Here is a 12,192-nt window from a genome sequence, read left to right as displayed (position 1 = left end):
CCCTTGTAGGGGAGGATGGTTTTGATGCTAACTACGGTGCGGCCACGCGCCTGACGCATCGGCGGGGCAGTCATGGGGGGCGTCGTTGCGATAGGGCAGGCCGCAGGAGCGGCAGGTGCTGTAATCGCCCGGCGTCAGGCCATGGCCCACCGCCACCCGTTCATCGAATACATAGCAATCGCCCTGCCAGCGGCTGTCGCTTTCCGGCATTTCTTCCAGATAGCGCAATATGCCGCCCTTGAGATGATAGACATCGTCAAAGCCGCGCGCTTTCACCAGCGCGGTCGATTTTTCGCAGCGGATGCCGCCGGTGCAGAACATCGCGATCTTGGGTGTGCGGCCCTGTGCCTTCAGGTCGGCGGCGAAGCCATCGAACCAGTCGGGAAAATCCCTGAAGGCGCGGGTGCCGGGGTCGATTGCCCGGTCGAAGGTGCCGATCGCGACTTCATAGGCATTGCGCGTGTCGATGACGACCGTGTCGGGATCGGCAATCAGCGCGTTCCATTCGGCCGGGTCGAGATGCGCCCCTGCATTGCTGACGGGGTCGAGATCGCCCACGCCCAGCGTGACGATTTCCGCCTTCACCTTCACTTTCATCCGGGCAAAGGGCGCGCTGTGCGCAAACGCATATTTGACGTCCAGTTCGGCGCAGTCGGGCAGGGTGCGGATATGGGCGATCAGCGTGGCGATGGCATCCGCCCCGCCCGCGACCGTGCCGTTGATCCCTTCCCCCGCCAGCAACAGCGTGCCGCAGATATGCAGGTCGGCACAGAGCGGGCGCAGGTCGGCGGCCAGCGCGTGCGGATCGGCGAAACGGGCAAAGCGATAGAGGGCGGCGACGGTGTAGCTGGACATGGTGCGCCTATAATCGCTTATGCCCCTGCTTGAAAGCCGGGACACATGGGCGCATAGCCGTGCGATGGTTCCCCTTTCGTTCGCAGGTCACGAGTTTCTGGCAATGCCTGAAGCGGCATTATTCTGGCCCGCGCAGCGCGCGTTGCTGGTTGCCGACCTGCATTTCGAAAAAGCGAGCTGGTATGCGCGTTTCGGCCAGTTCCTGCCCCCCCATGACAGCGCAGCGACGCTGGACGTGATCGAGGCGCTGGTGGCGCGGACGGGGGCGCAGGCGGTCTGGTCACTGGGCGACAGTTTCCACGATGCCGACGGCGCGGCGCGGCTGGACCGCGATGCGCGCGCTAGGCTGGACGCACTGACCGACCGGCTGCAATGGACCTGGATCACTGGCAATCATGATGTTGGTATGGCCGCCATGCCCGGTGGCCGCCACGTCTATGAAGCGCAGGTTGCAGGCATATGGTTGCGGCATGAGGCGGAGGCGGACGACCCCAGCCCCGAAATTTCCGGTCACTTCCACCCCAAGCTGCGCCTGTCGCTGCGCGGTCGTGCCGTGTCGCGCCGCTGCTTCGTGGGATCGGCCACTAAATTGATTCTTCCCGCGCTGGGCGCGCTGACCGGGGGGCTGGATGCCGGTCATGGGGCCATTCGCCGGGTGATGGGACCGGGGGCGGCGGCCATGGTGCCGGTCGCGGACCGGATGCTGCGCTTTCCGTTATCGTAAGGCGACGTAACGGAAACCGGAATTTAAGGTGTCGCCTTTAGGCAACATGGTGTGAAGATCATGCTGCCCACATCACAAAAAAGCGCAGAAAAACTAGGCTCTCTTGCCTTCGCCCTGCTGTGGCAGCATAATCAACAACAGTTCCCGACGCAGCAAAAGCCGTGCGGGCCAGGAGAGGATAAGACGATCATGACAGACAAGAGCCTTTGGCTGACGACCGCAGGTGTGATTGCCCTCAGCATGGGCGCGCCGGTTGCCTTTGCGCAGGACAGCGCAGCACCCCAGGCCGCGACCGACACGGACGGCAGCGAAATCATCGTCACCGCCACGCGCCGCGCCAGCCCCCTGTCCGACGTGCCGATCGCGGTATCGGCGGTGGGCGCAGTCGCGATGCAGAATAGCGGCGCCAGCGACATCCGCACCCTCAACCAGCTTGCGCCATCGCTGCTGGTGTCATCGACCGGGTCGGAAGCCAATGCGTCGGCGCGTATTCGCGGCATCGGCACCGTGGGCGACAATCCGGGTCTGGAAAGCTCCGTCGCGGTATTCATCGATGGGGTGTATCGTTCGCGCACCGGCGCGGGCCTCAATGAACTGGGCGAGATCGAGCGCGTCGAAGTGCTGCGCGGGCCGCAAGGGACATTGTTTGGCCGCAATGCGTCGGCGGGCCTGATCAACATCATCAGCAAGGCCCCCGAACAGACGTTCAGTGCCAAGGGTGAGATGACTTACGGCAATTATGATTATTGGCGGCTGTCGGGCCGAGTCACCGGGCCAGTAGCGCAAGGAGTGGCGCTGAGCCTGGATGGTGTATGGTCCAAGCGGGACGGTTTCTACACGTTGGTCGATACGGCGGGTAACAAGATTGGCGACACCAACGACCGCGACCGTTATTTCGTGCGTGGTCAGGCGCTGATCGAACCGAATGACGACCTGTCCATCCGGCTGATCGGCGATTATACCAATCGCGACGAAAGCTGCTGCGGCGCGGCCTATACCGAGGCGCGGGAACGGACTCCGGCTGCGGGCGGCGGATATAATAGCGCCAATTTCAACCGCATCGCCGCGATCCTGGCAGGGCAGGGCAGCGTCATCGCCGCCGACCCCTATGACCGCAACCTGACAACCACGCCGGGCCGCGACTATGTCAGCAAGCTCAAGGACTGGGGCGTGTCGGGCGAGGTCAATTATGATCTGGGCGGTGTGAAGCTGACCAGCATCACTGCCTATCGCGATTACAAGTCCAGCGACTATGGCGATTATGACTATAATCGCGCCGACCTGCTCTACCGCGATCCCAACACCTATCGCCAGTTCAAGACCTTTACGCAGGAATTGCGCGCACAGGGTTCGGCCTTTGGCGACGCCCTCGACTGGCTCGTCGGTGGCTATTATGCCAATGAACGGCTGACGTTGCAGGATAATATCCGTTTCGGCGCGGATTATGGCCGCTTTGCTGCCTGCCGCCTGATGGCCGGGGCGGGTGCGAACAGCAACTTCTCTGCCGCGCAGCTTTCCGCCTGTGGCAGCGGGCTTGCGACCTCTGCACTGATTAGCGGGACGCAGGCGAACCTGAATGCGGGCCTTGCCCCGGCGATCCGCGCCAGCCTGATCGCGCAGGGCGTTCCCGCCGCGCAGGCGACTGCCATCGCCAACGGGCAGGCCGGGGCGATCTCCACCGGGCTTGGCAATGGCCTGCGCGCTTTGTCCGCCATTCCGTCCGGCACCGGCGACATTGCGTCCATTTATCGGCAAAAGAGCGAGAATTGGGCGCTGTTCACGCACAATATCATCCATGTGACCAAGACGCTCGATCTGACGCTGGGGCTGCGTTATACCCATGAAAGCAAGCGTTTTTCCGCCGATTTCAACAATAATAACGCGACCTGCGCGGCGTTGCAGCCTGCTTTGGCACCCATCGCCACCAATGCCGCATTGGGCAGCGCAGCGGCGCTGGCGGGCGGGATATTGACGCTGGGGTGCCTGGGCAATGCGTCCACGGGTCTCAACGCGCTCGACCTCAACGACAAGATCAGCGACGGGGAATTTTCCGGCACGGCTGTCCTGTCGTGGAAGCCGACCGATCCGTTGATGGTCTATGGCAGCTATTCCAAGGGCTATAAGGCGGGTGGCTTCAACCTCGACCGGTTCCAGTTGGGATCGACCGGGTTGAACGCGGTTCCTGCCGTGTTCGCGCCGCGCACCAATGCCGACGTCACCAGCCTGCGCTTTGCCGCCGAAAAGGTGGATTCCTTCGAAGTCGGCCTGAAATATAGCCAGCCCAAATGGAGTGCGAACGTCGCTGCCTTCCGCCAGGAGTTCAAGAATTTCCAGCTGAACACCTTTAACGGCACCAGCTTCGTCGTGCAGAATATCAACGGTTGCGACGGCGCGCTGACGGCCACGCGCACCTGCGCGGCGGACGATGTCGGGCCGGGGCTGACCAGCCAGGGTGTCGAGCTGGAACTGACGGCCACCCCGGCGCGCAATTTCCGCGTCACTGGCGGCTTCACCTATGCGGAGGCGAAATTCGCCAACCGTCTGGTGGGTAGCGGCAATGGCGCGGTGCCTCTGGACCCGGCCTTGTTCCTGCTGCCCGGATCCATCAACAGCAACGCGCCCAAGATGGTGACGACCGCCAGCATGGCATGGACGCCCGACATCGGAACGGGCGGACTGTCGGCGCTATTCTATGTCGATGGTCGCATGACCAGCGACTATAATACCGGGTCGGACCTGTTCCCCGAAAAGCGGCAGGACGGCTATGCCATCTTCAATGCGCGCGTGGGCTTGCGCGGACCCGACCAGCGTTGGGCGATCGAATTCTGGGGCCAGAATATCTTCAACCAGGATTATACCCAGGTGTCCTTCTCCAGCCCGCTTCAGTCGAGCAGCCCGGCGACATCGACCACCGGCCAGTTCGCACAGGGCGCGCCGATGGCCAACCAGCTGATCTCCTCCTACCTCGCCGAACCGCGCACCTATGGCATCACGTTGCGGGGGAGTTTCTGATCATCCCCCGGCCGCTGCCCGGCACGGGCCGGGCAGCGGCCGGGCGTTCCCCGAACAAAGCGGTGCCGACGCGAATGTCGGTCGCGCCCAGCATGATCGCGGTCTGATAATCGCTGGACATGCCCATCGACAGGCGCGGGAGACCCTCCTCCCGCGCCATTTTTGCGAGCAGCGCGAAATAGGGGGCAGGTTCTTGCGTCGACGGTGGCACGGCCATCAGGCCGAGCAGCGAAATGTCCGCATCCCGCGCGGCGGCGATCAGCGCGGGGACATCGGCAATGGCGCAGCCGCCCTTCTGCGCTTCCGCCCCGATATTGACCTGAATATGGCAGGGGATGCGCTTGCCCGCTGCGTCCATCGCTTTGGCGAGCGCGTTGAGCAACGACGGGCGGTCCAGACTGTGGATCACATCGAACAGCGCGATGGCGTCCGCCGCCTTGTTCGATTGCAACTGGCCGACGAGGTGCAGGGCGACGTCGGGATATTCTTCGCGCAGGGCGGGCCATTTGTCCTGGCTTTCCTGCACGCGATTTTCACCGAATATCCGCTGCCCCGCGTCGATCAACGGGCGGATCGCGTCGGCCCCTTTCGTCTTGGACACAGCGATCAGGCTGATGTCGTCGGCGCTGCGCCCGGTCAGGCTGGCGGCGCGGTCTATGCTGGTGCGCAGGGCGGACAGGCGCGCTGCGGCTTCGATGCTGTCTGTCGTCATGCGGGCTGCTATAGGGCAGGGTCATGACCCGCCGCCACCGCAAAAATATGCCGACCATCTGGCTGATGACCGACGAGCGGATCGGCGATGCGGCGCTGCTGGCGGCGGTGGCGCGCTTGCCCAAGGGACAGGGGGGCGTCGTATTTCGCCATTATCGCACGCCGCCGGGCGCGCGGCGGGCGTTGTTCGACGCGGTGCGGGCGATCGCGCGGCGGCGGCGGCTGGTGCTGATGATCGCGGGGGACGCGCGCATGGCGGCGGCGTGGCGGGCGGATGGATGGCATGGGCGCGATGGGCGGGGCAGAGTCGCGCGGCCAATGCTTCACAGCGCGCCGGTTCATGACTTACGCGAAAGAATCGCCGCGCAGCGGGTGCGCGCGGACCTTGTCTTTCTCTCGCCTTTGTTCCCCACCCGATCCCACCCCGGTGCGCGCACGCTTGGCCGTGTGCGCTTTGCCGCGCTGGCGCGGGGCGCGGCGATGCCCGCGATGGCGCTGGGCGGGGTGCGGGCGTGCCATCGGCGGATGTTGCGCGGGATTGGTGCGGGTGGCTGGGCTGCGATCGACGGGTTGGCCGGGTGAACGGGGGGAATGTGGATTTCGCAGCCGATCTGCGCAGCATCATCCTTCAGCATCCGTTGCGACGCCGTGCCTTGCAGCATGTCGAGTCGCTGGACCTGCCTGATTGCTGGATCGGTGCCGGATTTGTGCGCGATACCATCTGGGATCATTTGCATGGGCGGTCCGTCGCGATGCCGACCGGCGACGTGGATATCATATGGTTCGATCGGGCGCGCAGCCATGCGCGCCATGACCGGGCGATAGAGGCTGTGTTGCAGGCGCGTGAGCCGGGCATGGCATGGTCGGTCAAGAATCAGGCGCGGATGCACCTGCGCAATGGCGATGCACCCTATGATTTTGTGGCGGACGCGATGCGATTCTGGCCAGAGACGGCGACGGCCGTTGCCGTGCGCCTGTCGGGCGATGCGCTGGAGATTAATGCGCCGCTGGGGCTGGACGATCTGTTTGGGTTGCTTTTGCGACCGACGCCACGTTTCTCATCGGCCAGACGGGCAATCTTCGACCAGCGGATCGCAGACAAGAAATGGCTTACCCGCTACCCGCGTGTGCGGATTGCCGACAGTTCAGCCGATCAGAATTTAAAGACGGTGCCGAGATAGACGGCCTGGCTGTCCTGCCGGTCGTCGGTCATCGGGGTCAGGCGACCCGCGACGCTGTTGTTGTAACGCACGCCAGCGGTGACGTTCAGGTTGCGCGTCAGCGAATAGGAGCTGGCGAGATCCAGCGAATAATCCTTGTCCGCGCTGGGGTTGCGGACAGTCGCACCGGCGTCGCGGCGGCTTTCGATCAGCACCTTGGTGCTGAAACGATCCTTGGCGCCGTCTTCCAGCGAGAAATTCTTCGCATCGACCATGGTTTCGACCGCAACCGGATCGAGCGCCTTGCGGCCCAGCGATTCGGGCAGGGCGAACTTGCGCCAGCCATGCGCATTGTTCAGGCTGAACGCGACGGGTTTGATGTCGACCGGATCGAGCGTGCGCACGGCGGCGACGCGGTCGCTGCCTTCGGCGCGGACCATGACCGTCACGGCGCGCTGCCCGCTCAGCGAACCGCTGGTGGGTGTGAAGCGCAGACCCTGACGACCGGCCGATGCCGCGATGCGGGCATAGGCCGCGGCAAGGCGCGGGTCTTTGGTGGTGGGCGTGAAGGAGGAGATACTACCCAGAGCGCCGAGCGAAACCGGGGTTTCCGCGCGCACGGTGACCAGATCGGTCGCAGCGCCGATCGCAGGAGACAGCATGAAGCCAGCGACGGCTACTGCCGCGCCTGCTACTGCAAAATGTCCCCTGTAAGCACGCATGACCTGATTCTTTCCCCCTGAATTCTAATATTGGTAACGTATTACACCGCGCAAGCCGCTACTGGCTAGTGCCTCAACGCCTTTTTATCCCGTCTGTTGCATGGAACACACAACGGGCCACATGGTGGGACAGGTGCGCGATGCACGGTCATATGCAGCACCGCGCGCCGCCCCTTGCTCCTTGGCGCGGGTCCACTATAGAAGCGCAAGCGTTTTTCGTCTTTTTCCAGCTAGGACATGCCTGATGGCCAGCCGCCTTTCCCGTTCCGTTTCCGCCGGTCTGCTGCTGGCCGCGCTTGTGCCGCTTGCTGCCTGTGGCGGCGGTGCCAAGGACCGCCCGAAGGCGGATATGGCCGCGTCGAAGGTTACGACCATCGGCGTCAACGCCTATCTGTGGCGCGCCAGCCTGGACACGATTTCATTCATGCCGCTGGTGCAGACCGATTCCAATGGCGGCGTCATCGTCACCGACTGGTATGCCAGCCCCAACAGCCCGAACGAACGGATGAAGCTGACCGTGTCGATTCTGGACCAGGATCTGCGCGCAGACGCGCTGCGCGTTGCGGCCAGCCGTCAGGTCAGCCAGGGTGGCCAGTGGGTCGACGCGCCGGTCGCCGCCGCCACGGTCCAGAAGCTGGAGGAAATCATCCTCACCAAGGCCCGCGACCTGCGCCGCACGGCGATTGCGGGCTAAAGCCATTCCGTTCGGGCTGCGCATCGGCGCGGCTTGATGATTTTCTGCAATATCGGGGCTGGGCTTGAACAAGGTCCAGCCCGCTCGCATTTTGGGTAGGACAGGACATGCAAAGGCGCTTCAATCCGCTGGAGGCTGACGCTCGCTGGCAGGCGATCTGGGACGATAAGCAGAGCTTTCGCGCGGACGACGCCAGCGAAAAGCCGCGCAGCTATGTGCTGGAGATGTTCCCCTATCCGTCCGGGCGCATCCATATCGGCCATGTCCGCAACTATTCGATGGGCGACGTGCTGGCGCGGTTCCGCCGGATGACGGGCCATGAAGTCTTGCACCCGATGGGGTGGGATGCGTTCGGGATGCCGGCCGAAAATGCGGCGATGGAAAAGAAGGTGCATCCAGGCAACTGGACCCGCGACAACATAGCCAACATGCGCGCGCAGTTGAAGAAGCTGGGTTTTGCGATCGACTGGAGCCGGGAACTCGCCACCTGCGAGCCGGACTATTATGGCCATGAACAGGCATTGTTTTTGGACATGCTGGAAGCGGGCCTGGTCTATCGCAAGGAAAGCGCGGTCAATTGGGATCCGGTCGACATGACCGTGCTGGCCAATGAACAGGTGATCGACGGCAAGGGATGGCGATCCGGCGCGCCGGTCGAGAAGCGCAAGCTGAGCCAGTGGTTCCTGAAAATCACGCAATTTGGCGACGATCTGCTTGATGGCCTGAAATCGCTGGACCAGTGGCCCGACAAGGTGCGCACGATGCAGGAAAACTGGATCGGGCGGTCCAAGGGGCTGCAATTCCACTTCAAGCCGGTCGCGCCGTTCGACACGCAGATAGAGGTCTATTCGACGCGCCCCGACACGATTTTCGGGGCCAGCTTCGTGGCGATCGCGGCGGATCATCCGGTGGCGCAGGCTGTGGCGGCGGGCAATGGGGAAGCGGCTGATTTCATCGCGCTGTGCAAGGCGGGCGGCACCACGGCGGCGGAACTGGAAACGGCGGAGAAACTGGGCTTCGACACCGGGCTGACCGTCACTCATCCGTTCGACCCGGAATGGCAGTTGCCCGTGTTCATCGCCAATTTCGTGCTAATGGACTATGGCACCGGGGCGGTCATGGGCGTGCCTGCACATGACCAGCGCGACCTGGACTTTGCGCGCAAATATATGCTGCCGGTCGAGCGGGTGGTTGCGGCGGAGGGCGATGAAAGCGCGCCGATCCACAACGAAGCCTATAGCGCGCCGGGTCGGCTGGTAAATTCGCGCTTCCTTGATGGCATGACCGTTGAAGAAGCCAAGGCGGAAGTGATCGCCCGCGCCGAGGCGGAAGGATGGGGGACCGGGACGACCGTATTCCGCCTGCGCGACTGGGGCGTGTCGCGTCAGCGTTATTGGGGAACGCCGATCCCGGTGATCCATTGCGCGGATTGCGGCCCGGTGCCGGTGCCAAAAGCGCAATTGCCGGTCGTTCTGCCCGAAGACGTGACGTTCGACATTCCGGGCAACCCGCTGGATCGCCATCCGACATGGAAGCATGTGGACTGCCCGTCCTGCGGCAAGGCGGCGGTGCGGGAAACCGATACGCTCGATACGTTTGCGGACTCAAGCTGGTATTTCATCCGCTTCGCCAGCCAGCCCAAGGACAAGCCATTCGACCGGGAGACGGTGGAGAAATGGCTGCCGGTCGGGCAATATATTGGCGGGGTCGAACATGCGATCCTGCACCTGCTCTATGCCCGTTTCTGGACGCGCGCGTTGCAGCATATGGGGCAATTGGGCTTTGCCGAACCCTTCACCGGCCTGTTCACGCAGGGGATGGTGACGCATGAGACGTATACAGTACGACGGCCGCCAACCGAACAAGAGCGAGAGCATTTTGGTTGGTATCCACCCGGCGATGACGGTATCATCGAGTGGCGCTCACCAGATCAAGTTGTTAGAACTGACGGAGGTTTGTTCGACCGCGAAACTGGCCTTAAAGTCAAAGTCGGCCGGGTCGAGAAAATGTCCAAGTCCAAGAAGAATGTCGTCGATCCCGATGACATCATCGCCCAATATGGCGCGGACGCGGTGCGATGGTTCATGCTGTCGGACAGCCCGCCCGAACGCGACCTGCCCTGGACCGAAAGCGGGATCGAAGGGTCGTGGCGCTTCGTCAACCGGCTCTGGCGCCTGTTCGGCCAGATCGAGGCAGGCGCGGAGGGGCAGGACAAGCCGCTCGACCGCAAGCTGCACCAGACGATCGACGGGATTGCGAAGGACATCGAGGCGCTGTCCTTCAATAAGGCGGTCGCCAAGATTTACGAACTGGCCAATGCCGTGGAAAAGGCCGCGCCGTCCGCATCGCGCAACGCCGCCATCCGCGCGCTGGCGCTGCTGGTCGCGCCGATGACCCCGCATCTCGCAGAAGAGGCATGGGCCGATATGGGCGAAACCGGCCTGATCGCCGACGCGGCATGGCCGGTGGTCGATCCGGCGTTGCTGGTCGATGATGAAGTCACCATTGCCTGTCAGGTGATGGGCAAGCTGCGCGATACCATCACGGTCGCCAAGGGAACTGCGAAAGACGAGCTGGAACGGCTGGCGCTGGCCGCGCCCAATGTGGTTCGGATATTGGACGGGGCGGCACCCAAGAAGATCATCGTCGTGCCGGATCGTCTGGTGAATATCGTTATCTGACACCATCGTCGTTCCTGCTTTCGCGGGAACGACGGAGGGTTTAAGGGTCTGGGCATGAAGCGCATAATTTCTATCATCGCCCTTTCGCTGATCCTGACCGGCTGCGGCCTGCGCCCGGTCTATGGCGGGGGCAGCCATGGCGCAGTCGCCCAGGCGCTGGGCAATGTCGAAGTGCAGCCGATCGAGGGCAAGGCCGGCTGGCTGATGCACAATGCGCTGAGCGACCGGCTGGCCGCGATGAAGGGCGGGTCGGGTCCGCGTTACAAGCTGGTGGTGAAACTGGACGACCAGATTGCCGGTTTCGGCCTTCGCGCCGATGCCGCCATCACCCGCGAACGCCGCACGTTGCGCGCCCGCTATCAACTGGTCGACGAAGCGACTGGCGCGCAGGTGCTGGACGACAGCGCCGGGTCCGACGCGGGCATCGACGTCACGTCCAGCGAATTTGCGACGATCGCGGCGGAGGATACCGCGCTCGAACGGCTGTCGCAGACGGTCGCGGATCAGATCGTCGCGCGGCTGGCCCTGTTCGCCAGCGCGGACCGCAATCCTTGAAGGCTAATCGGGGCCAGATCGAAAAGGCGCTGGATGCGCCGGGGCAGGGGGCATCGGCTGACCTGCGTTTCTTCCTGCTCTACGGTCCCGACGAAGCGGGCAGCAGCGCGCTGGCCAGGCGGCTGGAACGGGCGATGGGACCGGATGCGGAGCGCATCGACCTGGACGCGCCGACGCTGCGCGACGACCCGGCCCGGCTGTCGGACGAAGCGGCGTCCTTTTCCATGTTCGGCGACAAACGCTGGATTCGCATTCATGGCATGGGCGATGAATCGCTGCCCGCACTGAGCGCGCTGCTGGATGGGGAAGCGGCGGGCAATCCGGTGATTGCGGTGGCGGGTGCGCTCAAGGCGACGTCGAAACTGGTGAAGCTGGCGCTGGACCATAAGCGGGCCATGGCGTTTATTTCCTACCAGCCCGATGCGCGCGAATCGGAACAGATTGCCGTCGGCATCGCGCGGGAAGGGGGCTTGCGCCTGCCATCGGACCTCGCCCGGCGGATCGTGGACCTGGCCAATGGCGACCGTGCGCTGATGGCGGGAGAGATCGAAAAGCTGATCCTCTATCTGGACGCTGCGCTCGACCGGCCGCGCGACGCGACGGCAGAGGCTTTGGATGCGCTGTCCGCCGACAATCCCGATACGGAGGTCGGCCCGCTGGTCAATGCGGTGCTGGGTGGCGACCTGAAATCCATGCATCATGAACTGGGATCGCTGGCGCAAAGCGGTACGGCGATGGCGGCGGTCATTCGCCCGTTGTTGACCCGTGCGATGCTGATCGCCAATATCCGCGCCGAATTCGACGCCAGCGGGCGGCTGGACGGGGCAGTCGAGGCAGCGGGCAAGGCCGTGTTCTGGAAGGACAAGGGCGTCGTCACCCGGCAGGTGCGGTTGTGGGACGCGCCCGGCGTGGCCCGCGTGATCCAGCGGCTGTCGCAGGCGGAACGCGCCACCCGGTCGGGGCGGGGGACCGGCGAGCTGCTGGTCCGCCATGAATTGCTGACCATCGCCCGGCAGGCGGCACGGGAACGATAATCCCGCCCCGCGCGCTTTCATCGCCAAACAGGTCGCAATAAAGG

General features: G+C 63.9%; 11 protein-coding genes. 8 read left to right on the top strand and 3 right to left on the bottom strand.

Translation table 11 applies throughout. The annotated features are described in order from the left end of the window. Positions 1-27: 27 nt before the first annotated feature. On the bottom strand, positions 28-855 hold the full coding sequence (locus SPBM01_RS18155) for a rhodanese-related sulfurtransferase (RefSeq protein WP_188062911.1): 828 nt from the start codon (positions 853-855) through the stop codon (positions 28-30). A gap of 64 nt (positions 856-919) precedes the next feature. Between SPBM01_RS18155 and pdeM the strand changes: the two genes are divergently transcribed. Further along, positions 920-1,579, top strand: a complete 660-nt coding sequence (gene pdeM / locus SPBM01_RS18150; protein ID WP_188062910.1) for a ligase-associated DNA damage response endonuclease PdeM — start codon at positions 920-922, stop codon at positions 1,577-1,579. Between the two features lie 189 nt (positions 1,580-1,768). Next, positions 1,769-4,591: a TonB-dependent receptor gene (locus SPBM01_RS18145; RefSeq protein ID WP_188062909.1), complete on the top strand. Its 2,823-nt coding sequence runs from the start codon at positions 1,769-1,771 to the stop codon at positions 4,589-4,591. On the opposite strand, the gene SPBM01_RS18140 is transcribed toward SPBM01_RS18145, so the two are convergent. Continuing rightward, positions 4,569-5,303, bottom strand: coding sequence for a YggS family pyridoxal phosphate-dependent enzyme (locus SPBM01_RS18140; protein WP_188062908.1), 735 nt, complete (start codon positions 5,301-5,303; stop codon positions 4,569-4,571). The genes SPBM01_RS18145 and SPBM01_RS18140 overlap by 23 nt on opposite strands. A 23-nt stretch (positions 5,304-5,326) precedes the next feature. Here SPBM01_RS18140 and SPBM01_RS18135 point away from each other — a divergent pair, with 23 nt between their 5' ends. Both SPBM01_RS18135 and SPBM01_RS18130 read left to right on the top strand, forming a co-directional pair. Continuing rightward, a complete protein-coding gene (locus SPBM01_RS18135) occupies positions 5,327-5,884 on the top strand; it encodes a thiamine phosphate synthase (protein WP_188062907.1) in 558 nt (185 codons plus the stop codon). An 11-nt stretch (positions 5,885-5,895) separates the two neighbouring features. Then, the gene (locus SPBM01_RS18130; RefSeq protein WP_188062906.1) at positions 5,896-6,483 is read left to right on the top strand and encodes a nucleotidyltransferase family protein; all 588 of its coding nucleotides are present in this window, start codon (positions 5,896-5,898) and stop codon (positions 6,481-6,483) included. Here the strand turns inward: SPBM01_RS18130 and SPBM01_RS18125 are convergent. Further along, positions 6,456-7,184: a hypothetical protein gene (locus tag SPBM01_RS18125; protein ID WP_188062905.1), complete on the bottom strand. Its 729-nt coding sequence runs from the start codon at positions 7,182-7,184 to the stop codon at positions 6,456-6,458. The genes SPBM01_RS18130 and SPBM01_RS18125 overlap by 28 nt on opposite strands. Positions 7,185-7,428: 244 nt before the next feature. On the opposite strand from SPBM01_RS18125, the gene SPBM01_RS18120 reads away from it, so the two are divergent. From SPBM01_RS18120 to holA, 4 genes are all read left to right on the top strand, one after another. After that, on the top strand, positions 7,429-7,878 hold the full coding sequence (locus tag SPBM01_RS18120) for a DUF3576 domain-containing protein (protein WP_188062904.1): 450 nt from the start codon (positions 7,429-7,431) through the stop codon (positions 7,876-7,878). Positions 7,879-7,985: 107 nt separating this feature from the next. Next, entirely contained in the window at positions 7,986-10,559 is a 2,574-nt protein-coding gene (gene leuS, locus SPBM01_RS18115) for a leucine--tRNA ligase (RefSeq protein ID WP_188062903.1), read from the top strand. A gap of 54 nt (positions 10,560-10,613) precedes the next feature. Further along, positions 10,614-11,114 (top strand): LPS assembly lipoprotein LptE, encoded by a 501-nt coding sequence (gene lptE / locus SPBM01_RS18110; RefSeq protein ID WP_188062902.1) that lies wholly within the window; start codon positions 10,614-10,616, stop codon positions 11,112-11,114. After that, complete coding sequence (holA, locus tag SPBM01_RS18105; protein WP_188062901.1) at positions 11,111-12,148, top strand: DNA polymerase III subunit delta; 1,038 nt, start codon at positions 11,111-11,113, stop codon at positions 12,146-12,148. Before lptE ends, holA begins: the two co-directional genes overlap by 4 nt. The last annotated feature ends 44 nt before the right edge of the window (positions 12,149-12,192 follow it).

The organism is Sphingobium sp. KCTC 72723 (assembly GCF_014280435.1).
Lineage (GTDB): Bacteria > Pseudomonadota > Alphaproteobacteria > Sphingomonadales > Sphingomonadaceae > Sphingobium.
This window is presented reverse-complemented; position numbering and strand designations above follow the sequence as displayed.

Coding starts and splice junctions, on each gene's coding strand:
- SPBM01_RS18155 (WP_188062911.1), bottom strand. CDS start 855: ATGTCCAGCTACACCGTCGCCGCCCTCTATCGCTTTGCCCGTTTCGCC.
- pdeM (WP_188062910.1), top strand. CDS start 920: ATGGTTCCCCTTTCGTTCGCAGGTCACGAGTTTCTGGCAATGCCTGAA.
- SPBM01_RS18145 (WP_188062909.1), top strand. CDS start 1,769: ATGACAGACAAGAGCCTTTGGCTGACGACCGCAGGTGTGATTGCCCTC.
- SPBM01_RS18140 (WP_188062908.1), bottom strand. CDS start 5,303: ATGACGACAGACAGCATCGAAGCCGCAGCGCGCCTGTCCGCCCTGCGC.
- SPBM01_RS18135 (WP_188062907.1), top strand. CDS start 5,327: ATGACCCGCCGCCACCGCAAAAATATGCCGACCATCTGGCTGATGACC.
- SPBM01_RS18125 (WP_188062905.1), bottom strand. CDS start 7,184: ATGCGTGCTTACAGGGGACATTTTGCAGTAGCAGGCGCGGCAGTAGCC.
- SPBM01_RS18120 (WP_188062904.1), top strand. CDS start 7,429: ATGGCCAGCCGCCTTTCCCGTTCCGTTTCCGCCGGTCTGCTGCTGGCC.
- leuS (WP_188062903.1), top strand. CDS start 7,986: ATGCAAAGGCGCTTCAATCCGCTGGAGGCTGACGCTCGCTGGCAGGCG.
- lptE (WP_188062902.1), top strand. CDS start 10,614: ATGAAGCGCATAATTTCTATCATCGCCCTTTCGCTGATCCTGACCGGC.